At 72.8% G+C, this 18,561-nt stretch carries 17 protein-coding genes and 1 pseudogene; 12 read left to right on the top strand and 6 right to left on the bottom strand.

The genetic code is table 11. From position 1 onward, the window contains the following. Positions 1-12: 12 nt before the first annotated feature. From C4U03_RS16600 to C4U03_RS42980, 4 genes and pseudogenes are all read right to left on the bottom strand, one after another. Positions 13-642: an isochorismatase family protein gene (locus C4U03_RS16600; RefSeq protein ID WP_103938684.1), complete on the bottom strand. Its 630-nt coding sequence runs from the start codon at positions 640-642 to the stop codon at positions 13-15. After that, complete coding sequence (locus tag C4U03_RS16595) at positions 639-1,364, bottom strand: hypothetical protein (protein ID WP_103938683.1); 726 nt, start codon at positions 1,362-1,364, stop codon at positions 639-641. Before C4U03_RS16595 ends, C4U03_RS16600 begins: the two co-directional genes overlap by 4 nt. Positions 1,365-1,450: 86 nt before the next feature. Continuing rightward, entirely contained in the window at positions 1,451-1,738 is a 288-nt protein-coding gene (locus tag C4U03_RS42985; protein ID WP_235017929.1) for an AMP-binding enzyme, read from the bottom strand. A 174-nt stretch (positions 1,739-1,912) separates the two neighbouring features. Further along, positions 1,913-2,946 (bottom strand): annotated as a pseudogene (locus tag C4U03_RS42980) (class I adenylate-forming enzyme family protein); the annotation flags it as partial. 478 nt (positions 2,947-3,424) lie between these two features. On the opposite strand from C4U03_RS42980, the gene C4U03_RS16585 reads away from it, so the two are divergent. Continuing rightward, on the top strand, positions 3,425-4,123 hold the full coding sequence (locus C4U03_RS16585; protein WP_103938682.1) for a hypothetical protein: 699 nt from the start codon (positions 3,425-3,427) through the stop codon (positions 4,121-4,123). A gap of 189 nt (positions 4,124-4,312) precedes the next feature. Here C4U03_RS16585 and C4U03_RS16580 read toward each other — a convergent pair whose 3' ends face one another. Continuing rightward, positions 4,313-5,434, bottom strand: coding sequence for an amidohydrolase family protein (locus C4U03_RS16580; protein WP_235017912.1), 1,122 nt, complete (start codon positions 5,432-5,434; stop codon positions 4,313-4,315). A gap of 133 nt (positions 5,435-5,567) precedes the next feature. Here C4U03_RS16580 and C4U03_RS16575 point away from each other — a divergent pair, with 133 nt between their 5' ends. After that, a complete protein-coding gene (locus tag C4U03_RS16575; protein WP_103938681.1) occupies positions 5,568-6,944 on the top strand; it encodes a type I glutamate--ammonia ligase in 1,377 nt (458 codons plus the stop codon). Between the two features lie 118 nt (positions 6,945-7,062). Here C4U03_RS16575 and C4U03_RS16570 read toward each other — a convergent pair whose 3' ends face one another. Then, on the bottom strand, positions 7,063-8,046 hold the full coding sequence (locus C4U03_RS16570) for an alpha/beta hydrolase family protein (protein WP_103938680.1): 984 nt from the start codon (positions 8,044-8,046) through the stop codon (positions 7,063-7,065). A 419-nt stretch (positions 8,047-8,465) separates the two neighbouring features. On the opposite strand from C4U03_RS16570, the gene C4U03_RS16565 reads away from it, so the two are divergent. The 10 genes from C4U03_RS16565 (at position 8,466) to sfnG (ending at position 18,552) form a co-directional block, all read left to right on the top strand. After that, on the top strand, positions 8,466-8,645 hold the full coding sequence (locus C4U03_RS16565; protein WP_103938679.1) for a hypothetical protein: 180 nt from the start codon (positions 8,466-8,468) through the stop codon (positions 8,643-8,645). 120 nt (positions 8,646-8,765) lie between these two features. Beyond that, on the top strand, positions 8,766-10,064 hold the full coding sequence (locus C4U03_RS16560) for an acyl-CoA dehydrogenase family protein (RefSeq protein WP_103938678.1): 1,299 nt from the start codon (positions 8,766-8,768) through the stop codon (positions 10,062-10,064). 23 nt (positions 10,065-10,087) lie between these two features. Continuing rightward, complete coding sequence (locus tag C4U03_RS16555; RefSeq protein ID WP_103938677.1) at positions 10,088-11,308, top strand: acyl-CoA dehydrogenase family protein; 1,221 nt, start codon at positions 10,088-10,090, stop codon at positions 11,306-11,308. 31 nt (positions 11,309-11,339) lie between these two features. Next, complete coding sequence (locus C4U03_RS16550; RefSeq protein WP_103938676.1) at positions 11,340-12,689, top strand: extracellular solute-binding protein; 1,350 nt, start codon at positions 11,340-11,342, stop codon at positions 12,687-12,689. Then, positions 12,682-13,611 carry a carbohydrate ABC transporter permease gene (locus C4U03_RS16545; RefSeq protein WP_200827273.1) on the top strand — a complete coding sequence of 310 codons (930 nt, stop codon included), beginning with the start codon at positions 12,682-12,684 and terminating at the stop codon, positions 13,609-13,611. The genes C4U03_RS16550 and C4U03_RS16545 overlap by 8 nt, the downstream gene beginning before the upstream one ends. Further along, on the top strand, positions 13,608-14,411 hold the full coding sequence (locus tag C4U03_RS16540; protein WP_200827272.1) for a carbohydrate ABC transporter permease: 804 nt from the start codon (positions 13,608-13,610) through the stop codon (positions 14,409-14,411). The genes C4U03_RS16545 and C4U03_RS16540 overlap by 4 nt, the downstream gene beginning before the upstream one ends. A gap of 25 nt (positions 14,412-14,436) precedes the next feature. Next, the gene (locus tag C4U03_RS16535; RefSeq protein ID WP_235017911.1) at positions 14,437-15,819 is read left to right on the top strand and encodes an LLM class flavin-dependent oxidoreductase; all 1,383 of its coding nucleotides are present in this window, start codon (positions 14,437-14,439) and stop codon (positions 15,817-15,819) included. A gap of 54 nt (positions 15,820-15,873) precedes the next feature. Next, entirely contained in the window at positions 15,874-17,112 is a 1,239-nt protein-coding gene (locus C4U03_RS16530) for an SfnB family sulfur acquisition oxidoreductase (protein WP_103938675.1), read from the top strand. A 21-nt stretch (positions 17,113-17,133) separates the two neighbouring features. After that, positions 17,134-17,295 carry a putative leader peptide gene (locus tag C4U03_RS42975; RefSeq protein WP_407701434.1) on the top strand — a complete coding sequence of 54 codons (162 nt, stop codon included), beginning with the start codon at positions 17,134-17,136 and terminating at the stop codon, positions 17,293-17,295. A 150-nt stretch (positions 17,296-17,445) separates the two neighbouring features. Next, positions 17,446-18,552, top strand: a complete 1,107-nt coding sequence (gene sfnG, locus C4U03_RS16525; RefSeq protein ID WP_103938845.1) for a dimethylsulfone monooxygenase SfnG — start codon at positions 17,446-17,448, stop codon at positions 18,550-18,552. The last annotated feature ends 9 nt before the right edge of the window (positions 18,553-18,561 follow it).

Below are 18,561 nucleotides of genomic sequence, written 5' to 3'. Positions count from 1 at the left end.
CCGGCGAACGCATCAGGGCAGGCCGGACAGGTAGGCCAGGGCGGCCTCCAGGGAGACGACCTCGGCGTACTTGGCCTGCAGGTCGAACAGGTTCGCCTCGTGCGGGCGCGGGTCCCGGTCGCCGCAGGCGTCACGGACCACGATGGGCACGAAGCCGTGCTGGACGGCGTCGACGGCGCTGGCGCGCACGCAGCCGCTGGTGGACAGCCCGCACAACAGCAGGGTGTCGACGCGCGTGGCCGTCAGGGTGGCGGCGAGGCTGGTGCCGAAGAAGGCACTGGCGTACTGCTTGACGACCACGGTCTCGTCCGGCCGGGGGCGGGGCTCGTCCGGGAAGTCCCCGAGCGGGTTGCCCGCGTCGAAGCAGCGCAGCGCCGCCACCTTCCGGTAGAACAGCCCGCCGTCACGGCCGTCCGGGCCGTATTCGACACGGGTGAACAGCACCGGGACGCCTCGGTCGCGGGCGGCGGAGACCAGCCGGGCCGCCGCCGCCACGGCGTCCTCGACGCCCGCGTACAGCGGGGAGCCGGGGTCGAGGTAGGCACGGGCGATGTCGATGGCGACCACGGCCGGGCGGGAGCCGAACGGCAGCGAGCCGCCGAAGCCGGCCGCCGCGTAGTCCGCGTCCAGGTCGCCGGTCACGCCGGGACCTCCCCGAGCAGGACGCGGCGCAGGTGGCCGGGAGCGATCAGGGTGCAGTAGTGGACGCCGCGGAACGCCTCGGGCAGGTTCTGCCAGCGGGGGTCCAGCCACTCGACCACCAGCGCGTACGCCCGCAGGTGGAGCACCCCGTCCTCGACGGCGGTCGAGGAGAACTCCTGGGTCCACTCGCCGCCGGTGAGGGTCTGCGTGTCCTCGTCCACGACCACCTCCGCCGGGTCGTGGACGGCGCTGGCCCGTTCGGGCGCGCTGAGCGAGGCGCCGACCGACCGCAGGGTGGTGCGGTTGATGGCGCCGCAGGCGCCTTCACCGGAGGCCGTCCCGTCGCCGTGGACGGTGTTGATGTGGTCGGCGGACTTGCCCTTGCACCGGATTTGGACGGCGCGCCCGTCGGCGTCCCGGCTGACGAACTGGTGCGTCCGCAGTGGCCGGACCTGGGGCTTGGCGGCCACGAACGACTCCATGTCCCGGTGGACGACGTTGTCGATGGGCAGCTGGGGCCGTTCGGGCCCCCACGGCCCCAGCCCGGCCGTGGCCATCTGCCCGTAGGCGCAGACCCTGGCCAGGCTGTCCTCGGTGGCGGCGGCCGTGGGGGATGGCGCGCTGCTGGGAGCGGGCTGGGGGGAGGCGGAGGCGGCGCCCCCGGTGAGCATCAGCCCGGCCGCCAGTCCCGTCGCCAGCGCCGGTCCCCGGGATCTCATCATGGAAACAGCGTATCCATGAACGGAACGCCAGGGAAGGGTAGTGCGACGGGCGCCCGTTCTCCTGCCGGTTCGGAGCCTCGGACGGATCAGCGCAGCTCGCGCTTGAGGACCTTGCCGGAGGCGTTGCGGGGCAGCGCTTCGACGAAGACGAAGGAGCGGGGGAGCTTGGGGCCCGACAGCCGCTGCCGGCAGTGCGCGTCGAGCGCGTCGGGGGCGACGCGGTGGCCGGGCAGCGCGACGACGAAGGCGGTGACCTGCTCGCCCCACCGTTCGGACGGGGCGCCCACCACGGCGACCTCGGCGACGCCGGGGAAGGCAGCGACGACCTCCTCCACCTCGCGGGGCGCGACGTTCACTCCGCCGGAGATGATCATGTCCTTCTTGCGGTCGACGATGCTGACGAAGCCGTCCTCGTCGCGCACCACGATGTCGCCGGAGGTCACGAACCCATCGGGGGTGGTGCAGGCCCGGGTGGCCTCGTCGTCGTTCAGGTAGCCGTTCATCAGGAACGGCGAGCGGCTGAACAGCTCGCCGCGCTCGCCCGGGGCGACCGGCTCGCCGTCGTCGCCGACCACCCGGATCTCGGTCAGATGCCAGGGCGGGCCCACCGAGCCGGCCTTGCGCCGGGCGTCGGCAGGCCGGCAGTTGGTGATGATCCCGGCCTCGGTCGACCCGTACAGCTCGTGCACTCCGACGCGGGGGAAGGCGTCCAGCACCCATTCCTTGAGCGGGCTCGGGAACGGCGCCGCGTTGAAGTAGAGGGTGTCCAGGCTGGACAGGTCGTGCCTGCGCAGGGCGTCCTCGCCGAGCGCGCGCAGCGCGTGGGCATGGGTGGGGACCAGGAACGCCGACTGGGCGCGGTCGCGGGCGACCGTCGCCGCCATCTCCTCGGGGTCCCAGGAGCGCAGCATGCTGACCGTGCCGCCGGTGAGGATGGGGGCGTACCCGAGAAGACCATGCCGGCGCCGTGGTACATCGGGGCGACGGCGATGCTGGTGCGGCCGGTGCCCAGCCCCCACTCCAGCGCGGACAGGTAGCACATCAGGGCGCGGGACCGGTGGCTGCTGAGCACGCCCTTGGGCCTGCCGGTCGTCCCGGAGGTGTAGTAGACGGCGAAGGGCTCGCGCTCGTCGAGGTCCACGCGCGGGGCGGCGGCCGGCGCGGTGGCCAGCGCCGACTCGTACGGCGGTCCCAGTTCGGCGGGCCCGATGGACAGTACGGTGCGGACGCCCAGGTCGGCCACCGCGTCGGCGACCGCGCCCGACAGCCGTCCGTCCAGGATCACCGCCCGGCTGTCGGAGTGGCCGAGGACGTGCGCGGCCTCGGCGGGCGTGGCGCGAGTGCCCAGCGGCACCAGCACCAGCCCGGCCCGTGCCACCCCGCAGATGATCTCCGGATACTCCATCCGGTTGCCCAGCAGCACCGCGACCCGCTCGCCCGGCCGCAGTCCGGCGGCCAGCAGCGCGTTGGCGAGCCGGTCGGCCCGATCGTCCAGCCCGCGATAGGTCAGCCGCCGCCCGCCGTCGATCACGGCCACCGTGTCGGGTGCGGCCGTCGCGAAGACGCGCACCCCGTCGGCCATCGTGAGCGCGGCACCGCCCGCATGCACCGGCATACCGCCACCTTTCGGATCCAGCTCGTCACTGTGTTTCGCCTAAGGAAACAGTGTTTCTCTCCTTCTGGCAAGATGCACTCCGCCACCGTGCAAAGCCCGCGAGGGCTCACAGCGACGTTGACCGTGGACTTCACGCACTGAACGGGCCCGGCCCGTCCACTGCTCCTCCTTACCGGGCCTCGACTCGACGGCCCGCGCCCGAACCCCCAATCATCCGATATTTCTCATATAGGCATCTATGGCTCATTCATGGCCAAACCAGGTCATAAATGGACGATTGACCTTCGATCGGGATCGGGTTAGTAATCAGTAAGCGGTTACTGCTGGCGGTCGGCCAGGCCGGCGGCGGTGACCGGGCCGACGGCGACACCCTGGGGCCGGCCGGTGATCACTCCGCTGTCCGCACGTCGGCGCCTCCCACCCCGCCGATCGACAGGAGCAGTCGATGCACGTCCTCGCGAGATTCGCCACCCCCGTTCTCGCCGCGGCCACCGTGCTGGGCCTGGTGGCCACCAGCGCCTCCGCCGCCCCCGCCACCATCCGGCGCGGTGGCCCCGCCGAGCTCCCCTACTCGGGCGCCATCAGGTTCGACAACCTCGGCCCGCTGAGCGTCAACGCCAGGATCCTCGGCGTCAACGTCACCGCGCAGTGCAGCACCGCCGTCCTCAACGGGACGCTGACCTCCAGCAGTACCGGCAGCCTGAACAGCGCCACCGTCACCGGCTGCAGCAGCAACGTCGGCGGCTCGGCCAACATCACCTTCCAGAACCTGCCCTACACCGACGCGACCGTGGACTACGCCCCGATCCCCGGCGGCCGGGACGGCACCCTGACCTTCACCGACCCCGACCTGCGGATCCGCGCCAACCTCACCGTCTTCGGCATCTCGGCCACCTGCTACTACGGCTTCGGGTCGACGGTCTCCTCGCTCACCTTCGACCTGTACAACCCCGATAACCCCAACCGGCCCAACCCCTCGGTCGCCGAGGCCCAGGGCAAGATGAACAACGCCTCGCTCGACAGGCTGTCCGGCAGCGGCGCCATCTGCCCGGCCACCGGCACGGCCAACGGCGCCGGCATCGTCAGGGGCGAGAAGACGGCCGGCTCCGGCGTCTTCGACCAGACCCTCTACGCGACCGGCTGACCGACCCCGCCGACGCCCCGCGCGCACGGGCCGCCGCCGAACCCCGGCGGCGGCCCGTCGCCTGCCGGCACGGTGCCCCTCGATGTCCCCTGCAACGGCCCGGCGGAGACCGCGGCCCCCCGGGACCTCGGACCGGGGCGGGGACGTCTCTGGAGGGCGCCCACGTGTCCTGGGGTGGCTACGGACTCGTCACGAGTCCGCGGGGGCGGGCAGGCGGTAGACGCGGCGGGCGTTCTCCGTGGTGATCAGGCGGGCGATGCGGGCGGCGTCGTCGGCCGTCCAGGACCCGTCGGCCACGCCGTCGTCCAGCAGCCCGCCCAGGGCGCAGCGGAACAGGACGGCGGACAGGTGGTACAGCTCGGGCAGCAGGTAGGCGTCGGAGGCGTACAGGAACTTGCCGAACGGGACCAGTTCCAGGGCCTCGCAGATCACCGCCCCGGCCCGCCGGCCCACGCTGTGCACCGCCAGGCTGACGTCGACGAACACGTTGGGAAAGACCTGCGCGAGATAGCCGGCCTCCCGGTGGAACGGGTAGTTGTGCAGCAGCATCACCGGGGCGCCGGTCGAGGCCAGCGCCCGCAGCAGGTCGGTGAGCAGCAGCGGGTCCGCCCGGTCCAGGCGCAGGTCGTTGTCGCCGTACCCGACGTGGAACTGGATCGGCCGCCCGTACTCGGCCGCACACCACACCAGGAAGGCGTGCAGCGTCTCGTCGGCCACCCGGGGTGGCCCCGCCGACCCCAGCAGGCGCCCGGCCGCCGCCGTCACCTCGGCCTCGTCCGGGCGGTCGCCCGGCAACGCCAGCCCCGTCCGGTAGGCGGCGATCGACTTGAACCCGACCGCGTCGCGGGCGCGCTCGTCCAGCCGGGCCCGGAAGGCGTCGGCGAACCCGACGGCGGTGCCGCCCGCCGCCGCGACCTGCTCGGCGACTTGCTCCAACCGCACCACCTCGTGCGCCCGCGCGTTCGCCGCCTCGCCCAGCTCGGCCGGTGACAGCAGCGGCCCGGAGACTCCGGTGTCGACGCACAGGGCCTCCAGCCCGGCGGCGCGCAGCAGCCGCCGGTTCACCTCGTCGGCGCCCAGGTCCGCGCGGCGCTCCAGGTAGTCGTCGGGTGGGGCGTGGGCGGGCAGGCCGAGTACCGGCGCGCACCAGCGGCGCACGGCCAGCCCGATATGGGAGTCGAACAACGTCCCGCCCAGCGGCCCGCCCCCGTCGCCCTCGGTGAGCCGGCCCTCGAAACCGGCCCGGTCGAGGTCCTCGCGCACCAGCCCGTGACAGTGATGGTCGATCAACGGCAGCGATTGCACGTCCACGGTCGCCTCCTCGTGTCCTGTGCTGCCGCTACCCGCCCGGCCCGCCGGATCACGGGGAAGGGACCGGTCTGCGGGCGGGTCCACCGGGCGACCTACGATGTTGCTCACAGTGACCATTGCGGCGAGGAACGTGATGAACGAACAGGAACGCGCCCACAGCGCCGCCCGGGCGCGGGCGGCGGCCCGGGAACTGGCCGCCCGCCAGATCGTGGCGGTGGCGCTGACCTGGGTGGACACCGCCGGCATCACCCGCGTCAAGACGGTGCCCGTCACCCGGCTGGAGCACGCCGCCGCCTGGGGGGTGGGCGTCTCGCCGGTCTTCGACGCCTATCTGGCCGACGACACCGTCATCGCCGGCCGGTACGCCGGCAGCCCCGTGGGCGATCTGCGGCTGCACCCCGACCTGGACCGGCTGACGATCCTAGGCGCCCCGGCGGGCTGGGCGTGGGCGCCCGCCGACCGCTACGACCAGGACGGCGCCGCCCATCCGCAGGACGCCCGCGCCCTGCTGCGGGGCCAGGCCGCCCGGCTGACCGCCCAGGGGCTGGCCGCCCGGGCCGCCTTCGAGATCGAGTGGGCGGTCTCGCAGGGGCCGGGGGAGGAGTTCGTCCCGGCCGCCCGGGGCCCGGCGTACGGCATGACGCGCATCGTCGAACTGCCGGAGTACCTGCTGGACGTGCTGGGCTCGCTGGCCGCGGCGGGCGTCGAGGTCGAGCAGTTGCACCCGGAGTACGCGGCCGGGCAGTACGAGGTGTCGGTGGCGGCCGAGGACCCGGTCGGCGCGGCCGACACCTCGGTGCTGGTGCGCCAGACGATCCGCGCCGTGACGATCCGGCACGGGATGCGCGCGTCCTTCTCGCCCAAGGTGGTCGCCGACGGGGTCGGCAACGGCTTCCACGTACATCTGAGCCTGTGGCGGGACGGAGCCGACCTGATGGCCGGCGGCTCCGGGCCCTACGGGATGCGCGCCGAGGCGGAGGCGTTCGCCGCCGGCGTCCTGGCGCGGCTGCCCGCCCTGCTGGCCGTGGGCTGCCCCACGGTCGCCAGCTACCTGCGGCTGGTCCCCTCGCAGTGGTCCGGCCCGTTCGCCTGCTGGGGGCTGGAGAACCGGGAGGCGGCGCTGCGCTTCGTGACCGGGCCGGCCGGGCAACGCTCGCGGGCGGCCAACTTCGAGGTCAAGTGCTTCGACGCCGCCGCCGACCCCTACCTGCTGCTGACGGTGCTGCTGGCGGCGGGCCGGGACGGGCTGGCCGGCGGCGCCCGGCTGCCCGACCCGGTGAACGTTGACCCGGCTTCGCTGGACGAGGCCGAGCGCGCCGCCCGGCACGTGGCCCGGCTGCCGTCGTCGCTGGCGGAGGCGGTGGCCGCCTTCGAATCCGACCCGGTGCTGCGCGAGGCGCTGGGCGAGCCGGTGGCCGGCACCGTCGTCGACGTCCGGCGCGGCGAGATCGCCCGCTTCGAGGGGGCCGCCCCGGAGGAGATCGCCGCCCGTACCCGCTGGCTGCACTGACCGGCCCCGGCCCCGGACAACGCCCCCGGCGATGTGGCGGGCCGCCCGACGCGAACGGCGCCGCCGGGTCGTCCGGCGGCGCCGTCGGGGGTCTGGGGGTCGCCCCCAGAAGAACAGGTCAGGAGTTGGGGATGACCGCCGCCAGCGGCAGGCCGCCGCCGAGCACCACGTTGGCCCGGCTGCCGCAGGTCGACAGGTCGTCGGAGTCCGCGCAGTAGTGGGAGGCGGTGTAGGAGCCGGTCGCCATGTCCTTGGCCCAGGTCGAGGTGAAGTCGCGCAGCCAGGCGGTCTGCTGGGAGCTGGGGGAGCAGCCGGAGCCGAGGACGCCGATCGCGTCGGTGTTCTCGCCCTCGACGTCGATGTGGCAACTGCCGCCGGAGGGGACGCCCAGGGTGTACTTGGTCCACACCAACTGGATGCCGACGAAGTCCGCCCCGAGCGAGGCCAGCGCGCCGAAGGAGTTGTTGAACAGGTTGATCACGCTCGGCCGCGCCGCGATCTCCAGCACCGGCCGGGTGCCGCCGGCGGAGACGGCCTGCAGGTTGGCGGTGAAGCCGTCGGAGGCCACCCCGTCGAACAGAATCGCGCCCTTGAGGTTCGGGTAGCCGGCGGCGGCCAGGCGGGCGCCGACGACGCTCGCGAAGTGGCCGCCGGCCGAGTGGCCGCCGACGATGTAGTTCGCCGGCAGCGCCCTGCCGTTGGGCGGGGTGATCGCACGGGCGGCGAGCTGGTCGCCGAGCCGGCCGCCCAGCGCCGCGTTGCCGCCGGTCATGTCGGCGTCCACGCAGAACACCATGACGCCCTTCTCGGCGATCGCCCTGCTGCTGTTGCGCAGGTGCGAGCAGTTGCGGCTGAACCCGTGCTGGACCAGCATCAGCGCCGACGCGGTGCCGTTGGGCAGGTACCAGGTGGTGGTGTAGGAGGTCCCCCCGATGGTCGTGGAGTCCTTGACGCAGGCGGTGGTGGCAGAGGAGTAGCCGGAGCACGCCGTGGCGGCCTGCGCCGCCGGGGCGGCCACGGCCATGGCCGCGATGAGCATGCCGATCGCCGCGGTGACCGCGGCCACGGCCTGGCGGGGCCGTGGTCTGAGGTTGACCTTCACTGTCGTCTCCTTGGGCTCGGTGGTGCGGGGCAGCGTGGGGCCGGTCCACCGGCAGAGTCGGTGGAAAGGAAACAGTGTTTCGCACAGTAGACCGCTGTTTCCCTGTGTGCAATGCCCTGGGTGTCTTGGCCTGGATCCGCCATATTGCATGGTTTTCCTACTAAAAAGGTTGACTTCTTGCGGGTCGCGTGCCTACGCTCATTCCGTGCTGCCGACCATGCGCCTGACCTGCCGAGGCCACGTGGACTTTTGCCGCGTGGCCAGCGCCCTGTGTCCGCGCTGACCGCCTGCCGCGGCGCCCTTGCGGTCGCCCCCGCGCCGACGCCCGCCGACGCTTCGTTCCCCACTGCGAGCCCTCCCCGGACCCCGGCCGAGCCGGTTCGGGGCCTGCACACCGACCGGCGCGCTGCCGACAACGGGTGACCTCCGCGCTCACCCGCTTTGTCGGCGTGCGCGCCGACGCCGCCGAGGAGATGCGTGCCATGACGGTCGCCCAGGAGTCATCCCTGCTCACCGACGACCTGCTGAGCCGGTTCGGCGAGTGTGCGGCCGTCCACGAGATCGTCGGCAAGGCCGCGCTCGGCCTGGCCGGCCCGTGACACCGGGAGCGGCGGACCGGCACGACGCGGGGCCCTGGGGTGGGGGCCGCCCGGTCCGCCGTTCCCGGTCATTTCAGATTCCTGCTGTCAACAACTCTCGTTCTGGAGGTTCGGCCGTCCATGGCGCATCTGATCCGTGACGACACCGAGGCGGTCGAGGTCGCGCGGGAACTGGCGGCGCGGCTGGCGGTGGGCGCGGCCCGCCGGGACGCCGACCGCACGCCGCCGGTCACCGAACTGGCCGAGCTGTCGGAGTCCGGGCTGCTGGGCATCACGGTGCCGCGCGAGCACGGCGGCGCCGGGGTCGGCGCCGTCACGCTGGGGGAGGTCTTCCGGCTGCTGTCGGCCGCCGACCCCAGCATCGGCCAGATCCCGCAGAACCACTTCTTCTTCGTGCGAGTGCTGGCCGAGAACGGCACCGGCGAGCAGCGCGCGTTCTTCTACGCCGAACTGCTCAAGGGCCGGCGCTTCGGCAACGCGCTGGCCGAGGCGGGCGCCGCCAACGCCTTCGAGTTCAGGACGCGGCTGACCCGTCGGCCCGACGGCGACTACACCGTCAGCGGGACGAAGTCGTACGCGACCGGCTCCCCCTTCGCGCATTGGATCCCGGTGTACGCGACCGACGAGGAGGGCCGCGTCCACGCGGTGTTCATCCCGCGGGACGCGCCGGGGCTGGAGGTGGTGGACGACTGGTCGGGCTTCGGCCAGCGCACCACCGGCAGCGGCACCGTTCACCTGAACGACGTGCGCGTCCCCGCCGACCGCGTCGTACCGCACTACCGCACCTTCGAGCGCCCGGAGGTCTTCGGCGCCTTCGGCCAGTACATGCACGCGGCCATCGACGTGGGCATCGCCGGGGGAGCCCTGGCCGAGGGCGCCTCGTTCGTCCGCGCCTCGGCCCGCCCGTGGCCCGAGGCGGGGGTCGACCGGCTCGCCCGCGAACCCCTGGTGATCCAGAAGTTCGGCGAGTTGGCGCTGCTGGTCCGCGCCGCCGAGGCGCTGCTCGTCCGCGCGGGCCAGGCGCTCGACGCCGCGCTGGGGCACCCGAGTCCCGCCGGACCGGAACGTTCCAGCGGCGATCCGGAACCCGCCGCGGGGGCCGGCGACCCGGCCGCCGCCCCAAGGAGCGGGCCGGGAGGGTCCGGAGGGTTCGGGAGCCTGACGGCGGAGGACCCGGTGGCGGAGGCCTCGCTGGCGGTGGCCGCCGCGCGGGCCCAGGGGGACATCGCCGCGCTGACGGTGTCCAGCGAAGTGCTCGGCGTGGTCGGTGCCCGCGCGTCACTGGAACGTTACAACTTGGACCGCCACTGGCGGAACGCCCGCACCCACACCCTGCACGACCCCCGCCGCTGGAAGCTTCAACACCTCGGCGACCACGCGCTGAACGGCGTGGCGCCGCCCCCCAACGGCATCGTCTGAGCGCGTTCACCGGGAGAGGACCCTTGACCACCGCATTCACCGACACCGCCCCTGAGGCCAAGGCGCAGCCGCGCGACCACGACGGCTGGCTCGTGCTGGCCCGCGAGGTCGCCGCCGAACTGGCCGAGGACGCCGCCGAGCGGGACCGGGCCGGCCGGCCCCCGTTCGAGGAGATCGAGTACCTGCGCACGGCCGGTCTGCTCACCCTGCTGATCCCCGCCGAGCGCGGGGGCGGCGGCGCCACCTGGCGCACCGCCTACCAGGTGACCAGGGAGATCGCCGCCGCCGACGGCGGCATCGGGCAACTGCTGGGCTACCACTACCTGCTGTCGTGGAACCTGCACTTCTTCGGCTCGCCCCAGTTGCAGGAGCGGGTCGAGCGGCAGGCCGCCGCCGCGCGCTGGCTGTGGGGCGGGGCGTTCAACCCCCGCGACCCCGACCTGACGCTGACGCCGCGCCCCACGGGAGGCTTCGAGCTGAACGGGACGAAGACGTTCGCCACCGGGGCCCGGGTCGGCGACCGGCTGGCGGTCGGCGCCACCAGGGCGGACACGGGCGAACCGCTCGTCGTCATCGCCAACCCCCTGCACCCCGGGGTGACCCGGCCGGACGACTGGGACAACATCGGGCAACGGCTGTCGGCCAGCGGGAGCGTCTCCTTCGCCGCCGTGCCGGTCGCGGCCGAAGACGTCATCGGGTCGCTGGAGAACCCCTCCCCGTGGGTGACGCTGGTGACCCCGGCGATCCAGCTCGTGTTCGTGCAGTTCTACCTGGGGATCGCGGAGGGGGCGCTGGCCTCCGCCCGCGACTACACCCGCACGACCACCCGCCCGTGGCTGCTCAGCGGTGTCGAACGCGCCGTGGACGACCCGTACGTGCTGGCCACCTACGGCGAGCTGGTGGCCCGGCTGCGGGCCGCGCGGGCGCTGGCCGACCAGGCGATCGAGGAGATCGAGCCCGCGCTGCACGGACCCGGCCGCGAGGACCTCACCGAGGAGCGGCGTGGGGAACTGGCCGTGCTGGTCGCCACCGCCAAGGTCGCCGCGACCGAGGCGTCGCTGACCGTCGCCTCGCGGATCTTCGAGGTCACCGGGGCGCGGTCCACGAGGGCGGCGCTGGCCCTGGACCGGTTCTGGCGCAACGCCCGCACCCACACCCTGCACGATCCCGTGGCCTACAAGCAGCGCGAGGTCGGCGCGCACTTCCTGACCGGCGAGTTCCCGCCCTTCACCCTCTACACCTGACCGCCCGAGACCCAAGAAGAACGGACGCGTGATGTCCCAACCCCTGTTCCGGCCCGGCACCTCCCGCCGCACGGTGCTGCGCGGCGCCCTCGGCCTCGGCGCGCTCGCCGCCGCCGGCCCGCTGCTGGCGGCCTGCGGCGGCGAGGCCGGTGAGGCCCTCGACCCGACGGGCCGGCCCGACCTGGACGGAGTCACCCTCAAGGTCCTGGTCAACCAGCCCAACGCCGGGGCCTTCGAGATCCTGCGCAAGTCGTTCAAGGCCGAGACCGGAGCCGACCTGCAGATCACCCCGGTCGCCTACGACAAGCTGCTGGCCAAGTCGGTGCTGGACGTGCAGTCCGGGGCGGGCCAGTTCGATGTGATCATGTACTGGTACGTCGGGCTGGGCACCCTGGCGGCCGGCGGCGTGCTGGAGGACCTGACCGCCTACATCAAGGCCAACCCCGACATCGACACCGGCGACCTGCTGCCGTCGATCTACGACCCGTACACCCTGTACGAGGGCAAGCGGTGGGGACTGCCGTTCGACGGTGACACCCACATCCTCTACTACAACACCGAGCTGTTCGAGCGGTACACACTGGAGGCGCCCAGGACCTGGGAGGACTCCAACGCCGCCGCCGAGAAGATCACCAAGGACAGCCGGGGCGAGCACTACGGCGTGATCATCGAGGGCCAGCAGGTGCCCATCATCCTGGGCTGCACCTTCGCCAACCGGCTGGTCGGCTTCGGCGGGCGGTTCCTGGACGAGGCGGGCAAGCCCGTGCTGGCCTCGGACGAGGCGGTCGCCGCGCTGCAGTCGGTGCTGGACGCCGCCCCGCACGCGCTGCCCACCCCGCTGCAGACCGGCTTCGACCAGGCGCTTCCGGCGTTCCTGTCCGGCAAGGCGGCGCAACTGGAGTTCTGGACCGACCACTCGGTGAAGGCGCAGGACCCCGAGCACTCCCAGGTCGTCGACAAGTGGGACGTGGTGACGCTGCCGGTGGGCGGCTCCAACACCAAGCCCGCGACCTCGCTGGACGCCGGGTTCGCGCTCGGCGTCTCCACGCTGTCCAAGCGGAAGGAGGCTGCCGCCGCGTTCGTGAAGTTCGCCGCGAGCAAGAAGCAGAACGAGGCGCAGATCGCCGATCCGACCAGCGGCTCGGACCCGATCCGCACCAGCACGCTCAGCGCGCCGGTGTTCAAGAAGTCCTTCGGCCGGGCCGCCGATGTGGTGGCCGAGGGACTGTCGGGCTCGCCGCTGGTGTGGCCGAACGGCCCCAAGGCTCCCGAGCTGCTGCAAGTGCTGGTGGACGAGCTGGCACTGGCCTTCCAGGGCAAGCAGCAGGCGCGGCAGACGCTGGAGAAGGTCCACAGCGCCTGGGAGAAGGAGCTTGGCTGAGGGCGCGATCACCCGGCCGGCGGGGCTGACGCGGCGACGGGCGGTGCGGCGCGCCCGGTTGCCGCGGGTCTCGCGGTGGCAGGCCGCCCCGGTGACCGCCGCCCTGCTGGTCTTCTCCGGGTATCCGCTGGTGTACCTGGTCGGGCTGGCGCTGACCGAGTCGACGCTGGCGCGGCCGCTGCAGTCCTGGGTGGGGTCGGACAACTTCCGCAACGCCCTGGACAACGAGATCTTCACCGGGTCGCTGTGGCGCTCCACGCTGTTCGCGGTGCTGGCGGCGGCCGGGCAACTGGTGATCGGGACGGGGCTGGCGCTGGCGCTGGCGGCGCGGGCCCGGCGGCTGGGCCTGCTCGGCGGGCTGCTGTTGCTGCCGCTGGTCACCCCACCGGTCATGGTGGGCGTCGCGTGGAAGCTGCTGCTGGCCCCGGTCGGCGGCGCGGTCAACGGGACGCTCGCCTTGGTCGGCCTTCCGGCGGTCAACCCGCTGGGCGACGAGCGGGGCGCGTTCTGGACGCTGGTCGTGATCGACACCTGGCAGTGGACGCCGTTCGTGGTGCTGCTGGTGTACGCGGCGCTGCTGGGCGTGCCGGAGGAGCTGCGCGAGGCGGCGGTACTGGACGGGGCGGGCCACTGGCGGCTGCTGGTCTCGGTGGTGCTGCCCTACCTGCGTCCCGCGCTGCTGGCGGTGTTCCTGCTGCGGCTGGTCGGAGGGTTCAAGGTGTTCGACATCGTGTACGTGGTGACCGCCGGCGGTCCGGGCGCCGCCACCAACACCTCCACCTACGAGATCCAGCGGACGGCGCTGGAGAGCTTCCAGGTGGGCACGGCCGCCGCCGAGACCCTGGTGTTCTCGGTGATGGTGGGCGCGGTCGCCACGATCGTCGCCCTGGTGCGGCGCCGGGCCGTGCGGGCCGAGCGGTGAGCCGCCGCCTGCTCACCGCGCTGCTGGCGCCGGTCGCGGTCCTCATGGCGGTGCCGCTGGTCTACATCGTGTCGCTGTCGCTGCGTTCCCGCGATGACGTGCTGAACGGGGGGCTGCTGCCCAGCGAGGTGTTCTGGCGCAACTGGCCCGACACGTTCGGCGCGATCGACCTGCCCCGCCATCTGGCCAACTCGTGGGTCGTGGCGGCGGGGGCGGTGGCGCTCACCCTGGCGATCGCGGTGCCGGCGGCGCACTACACCGCCCGTGCCCGGCGCAGCGGCGAGCGGCTGCTGTCGCTGGTGCTGGCCTCCTACTGCGCCCCGCCGGTGGTGGCCGTGCTGCCGCTGTTCTACCTGCTGCGCACCACGGGGCTGAACAACACGCTGGCGGGGCTGGTGCTGGTCACCGGGCTGGCGAACGTGCCGGTCGCGGTGTGGCTGCTGGACGGCTTCGTGCGCCGGGTGCCGCAGGAGATCGAGGAGGCGGCCTGGCTGGACGGGCTGGGCGGCTGGGGCGTGCTGCGGCACGTGATCGCTCCGCTGATCGCCCCCGGCATCGTGGCGTCCGGGCTGATCTGCTTCTTCCTGGGCTACAACGAGCTGCTGTTCGCGCTGAGCTTCGCCCAGGAGACCTCGGTGCAGACCCTTCCCGTCGCGCTGTCGCTGTTCCAGGGCGACCGCAACATTCAGTTCGGCCGGCAGGCGGTGGCCTCGATCGTCGGCGTCGCCCCCGTCTACGTGCTGGCCCTGCTGGCCCAGCGCCGGCTGGTGGCCGGGCTGTCCGCCGGCGCCGTGAAATGACCCCTTTCCATCGCAAGGAGCGCCCGTGAGCACGCCCCCCAAACGGATCTTCCTCAACGCCTTCGACATGAGCTGCGTCGGCCACCAGGCGCCCGGACTGTGGCGGCATCCCGACGACCAGGCGTACCGGTACACCGACCTGGACTACTGGATCGAGCTGGCGCGGCTGCTGGAGCGCGGCCGTTTCGACTCGCTGTTCCTGGCCGACGTGCTGGGCGCCTACGACGTCTACACCGGCTCCCGCGACCCGGCGCTGCGGCAGTCGACGCAGATCCCGCTGACCGATCCGCTGCTGGTCGTGTCGGCGATGGCGGCGGCCACGCGGCACCTGGGCTTCGGTGTCACGGTCTCGCTGACCTACGAGCAGCCGTACGCCCTGGCCCGCAAGTTCACCACGCTCGACCATCTGACCAAGGGCCGGATCGCCTGGAACGTCGTCACCTCGTACCTGGACAGCGCGGCGAGGAACCTGGGCCTGGAACGCCAGCTCGACCACGACGACCGTTACGCGGTGGCGGAGGAGTTCCTGGAGGTCTGCTACAAGCTGTGGGAGGGCTCGTGGGAGGAGGACGCCGTCGTGCGCGACGTGCAGCGCGGCGTCTACACCGACCCGGCCAAGGTCCACGACATCGGCCACAAGGGCCGGTACTTCCAGGTGCCGGGCGCCTTCCTCAGCGAGCCCTCACCGCAGCGCACCCCGGTCATCTACCAGGCGGGCGCGTCGGCTCCCGGGCGCGCGTTCGCGGCCCGGCACGCCGAGGGCGTGTTCATCAACGCCGTTACCAAGGAGGGGCTGCGCAGGCGCGTCGCGGACATCCGCGGCAGGGCCGCGCGGGAGGGCCGCGACCCGGACAGCGTGAAGATCTTCATCCTGTTCACCGCGATCACCGCCCCCACCGACGCCGAGGCCCGCGCCAAGTACGACGACTACCTGCGGCACTCCTCCTACGAGGGCGCGATGGCCCTGTACGGCGGATGGAGCGGACTGGACCTGTCGGAGTACGACCCCGACGAGCCGCTGGAGTACGTGCGGACGGACGCCGTCCACTCCGCGCTGGAGATCTTCACCACGATCGATCCGGACCGCCGCTGGACGCCCCGCGACATCGCCGAGTACCTGGCGGTCGGCGGCATCGGCCCGGTCGTCGCCGGCTCGCCCGCCACCGTGGCCGACGAGTTGGAGTCCTGGGTCGAGGAGACCGGGATCGACGGCTTCAACCTCGCCTACGCCGTGACTCCGGGCACCTTCGTGGACTTCGTCGACCTGGTCGTCCCGGAGCTGCGGCGGCGCGGGCGGGTGCCGGAGGAGTACGCGGGAAGCACCTTGCGCGAGAACCTGCTGGGCACCGGGGTGCGGCGGCTGCGCGAGGACCATCCGGGCGCCGGGTACCGCGGTCTGGGCAAATAGCCTATTAAAACAGTAGGATTAATCTGAATATTGCTTCGTCCCCCAGGGAGCGAGATGACCACCTTCGACGAAGCCGTGGCGCCCCCGGCCGCCGGCCGGGCGCATGTGATCCGTACCGACGAGGAGGCGGTCGAGACCGCCGCGCGGCTGGCCGCCGAGTTCGCGCCCGGCGCCGCCGAACGCGACGCGCGGCGGCTGCTGCCCCGTCCCCAGCTCGACCGGCTGTCCGACAGCGGGCTGCTGGCGATCACCGTGCCCCGCGAGTACGGCGGGGCCGACGTGCGCGCCGACACCCTCGCGGAGGTCTACCGGCTGCTGGCCGAGGCCGACCCCAACATCGCACAGATTCCGCAGAGCCATGTCGTCTACCTGCGCGTCCTGGCCCAGCAGGGGGACGCGCGCCAGCGCGAGTACTTCTTCGGCGAGGCACTGGCGGGCCGGCGCTTCGGCAACGCGCAGTCGGAGGCGGGCACCAGGCACGTCCAGGACTACCGGACCCGGCTCGTTCCCGACGGCAACGGCGGCGGCTACCGGCTGACCGGCGAGAAGCACTACTGCACCGGCGCGCTGTTCGCGCACTGGGTGCCGGTGCTCGCCCAGCTCGACGTGCCGGGCGAGGGCGACCGGCTGCACGTCGCCTACGTGCCGAGGGGCGCCCCCGGGCTGAAGGTCGTCGACGACTGGTCGGGCATGGGCCAGCGCACCACCGCCAGCGGCACGGTACGGCTCCAGGACGTCTGGGTCCCCGCCGAGCGGGTCGTGCCGCACCACCTGACCTTCACCGGCCCGCAGATCCACGGCTCGTACGCGCAACTGCTGCACACGGCCATCGACGTGGGCATCGCGGGCGGCGCGCTGCGTGAGGCGGCCGAGTTCGTGCGGACCAAGTCCCGTCCCTGGTTCGAGAGCGGAGTCTCGACGGCGGCCGAGGACCCGCTGCTCGTCCAGCGGTTCGGCGAGCTGGCGATCGCCGAGCGGTCGGCGCGGGCGCTGCTGGCCGAGGCGGGCCGGGCGGTGGAGGTCGCCCGGCACACGCTCACCGAGGAGGCCACCGCCGCCGCGTCGATCGCGGTCGCCACCGCCAAGGCGGTCGCCGACCGGGCCTGTGTGGAGATCTCCAGCGCGCTGTTCGAGGTGTCGGGCACCCGCTCCAGCCTGGAGGGCCTCAACCTCCACCGGCACTGGCGCAACGCGCGCACCCACACCCTGCACGACCCGGTCCGCTGGAAGGTCCAGCACATCGGCCGCTACACGCTCAACGGCACGCCGCCGCCCCGGCACGGCGTGATCTGACCGGGGAGGGGCGGGCGCGGCATGGCGTCACGGGCACAATTCTCTAGTAATCCTATAGGAAATATTGACAGTGTGCGGAGGGCGTGTTTGCATCGTGATGTGCGAGTTCAGCCCCTGCTCACCCGCCGCCGGCACGTCGACCTCGTCCGGGTCGCGGCGAGCCGCTGTCGCCGTCCCCGCTGAACGACCCGCCTCCGTTCACGGCGCGCCACCCGGGAACCGCCCGGCGACCCCGCGCCCGCACCGTCCCGGACCCGCGTCGCGCCCCGCATGGGGCGGACGCGTCCGGCCCTGTCCGACGACGCCCTCTTCGACGATGTGGAGTGCACGCCCATGTCCGAAACGCCCGACCCGGCGGCCGAACCCCTGAAGTTCGCCTACTGGGTGCCCAACGTCAGCGGCGGCCTGGTGGTCAGCGAGATCGAGCAGCGCACCGACTGGAGCTACGACTACAACCGTCGGCTGGCCGTGCTCGCCGAGGACAACGGCTTCGACTACGCCCTCACCCAGGTGCGGTACATGGCCAGCTACGGGGCCGACAAACAGCACGAGTCCACGAGCTTCAGCCTCGCGCTGCTGCTGGCCACCCGGCGGCTCAAGGTGATCGCCGCCGTCCACCCCGGCCTGTGGCACCCCGGCGTGCTCGCCAAGCTCGGCGCCACCGCCGACCACCTGTCGGGCGGCCGGTTCGCGGTGAACGTGGTCAGCGGCTGGTTCAAGGGCGAGTTCACCGCCCTCGGCGAGCCCTGGCTGGAGCACGACGAGCGCTACCGCCGATCCGAGGAGTTCATCCGTGCCCTCAAGGCCATCTGGACCACCGACCACGCCGAACTCGCCGGCGACTTCTACCGGGTCCGCGACTTCACCCTCAAGCCCAAGCCGCTGCAGAGCCCGCACCCGGAGATCTTCCAGGGCGGCAACTCCACCGCCGCCCGCCAGATGGCCGGTCGCGTGTCGGACTGGTACTTCATGAACGGCAAGGACTTCGACGGCGTCACCGAGCAGATCGCCGAGGTCTCCTCCGTCGCGGCCACGCACGGCCGCCGGGTGCGCTTCGGGCTCAACGGCTTCGTGGTCGCCCGCGACACCGAGGCCGAGGCCCGCGAGGTGCTCCGCGAGATCGTCGCCAAGGCCGACCGGGAGGCCGTCGACGGCTTCGGCGCCGCCGTCAAGCAGGCCGGGCAGTCCACCGCCGACGGCAAGGGCATGTGGCAGGACTCGGAGTTCACCGACCTCGTCCAGTACAACGACGGCTTCCGCACCGGGCTCGTCGGCACCCCCGAGCAGGTCGCCCGGCGCATCGTCGAGTACAAGAAGCGCGGCGTGCACCTGCTGCTGCTCGGCTTCCTGCACTACCTGGAGGACGTGGAGTACTTCGGCACCCGTGTGCTGCCCATCGTCCGCGAACTGGAGGCCGAGGTCCTCGCCGGCGCCGCCTGACCTCCGGCG

It is taken from the genome of Thermomonospora echinospora (assembly GCF_900108175.1).
Taxonomy (GTDB): domain Bacteria; phylum Actinomycetota; class Actinomycetes; order Streptosporangiales; family Streptosporangiaceae; genus Thermomonospora; species Thermomonospora echinospora.
The sequence above is the reverse complement of the archived record's forward strand: the minus strand, read 5'-3'. Positions and strand labels throughout refer to the sequence as shown.

Excerpts from the sequence above, each read along its gene's own strand:
- C4U03_RS16595 (WP_103938683.1), bottom strand. The coding sequence starts at position 1,364 with ATGATGAGATCCCGGGGACCGGCGCTGGCGACGGGACTGGCGGCCGGG.
- C4U03_RS42985 (WP_235017929.1), bottom strand. The coding sequence starts at position 1,738 with ATGATCATCTCCGGCGGAGTGAACGTCGCGCCCCGCGAGGTGGAGGAG.
- C4U03_RS16585 (WP_103938682.1), top strand. The coding sequence starts at position 3,425 with ATGCACGTCCTCGCGAGATTCGCCACCCCCGTTCTCGCCGCGGCCACC.
- C4U03_RS16575 (WP_103938681.1), top strand. The coding sequence starts at position 5,568 with ATGAACGAACAGGAACGCGCCCACAGCGCCGCCCGGGCGCGGGCGGCG.
- C4U03_RS16560 (WP_103938678.1), top strand. The coding sequence starts at position 8,766 with ATGGCGCATCTGATCCGTGACGACACCGAGGCGGTCGAGGTCGCGCGG.
- C4U03_RS16550 (WP_103938676.1), top strand. The coding sequence starts at position 11,340 with ATGTCCCAACCCCTGTTCCGGCCCGGCACCTCCCGCCGCACGGTGCTG.
- C4U03_RS16530 (WP_103938675.1), top strand. The coding sequence starts at position 15,874 with ATGACCACCTTCGACGAAGCCGTGGCGCCCCCGGCCGCCGGCCGGGCG.
- C4U03_RS42975 (WP_407701434.1), top strand. The coding sequence starts at position 17,134 with ATGGCGTCACGGGCACAATTCTCTAGTAATCCTATAGGAAATATTGAC.
- sfnG (WP_103938845.1), top strand. The coding sequence starts at position 17,446 with ATGTCCGAAACGCCCGACCCGGCGGCCGAACCCCTGAAGTTCGCCTAC.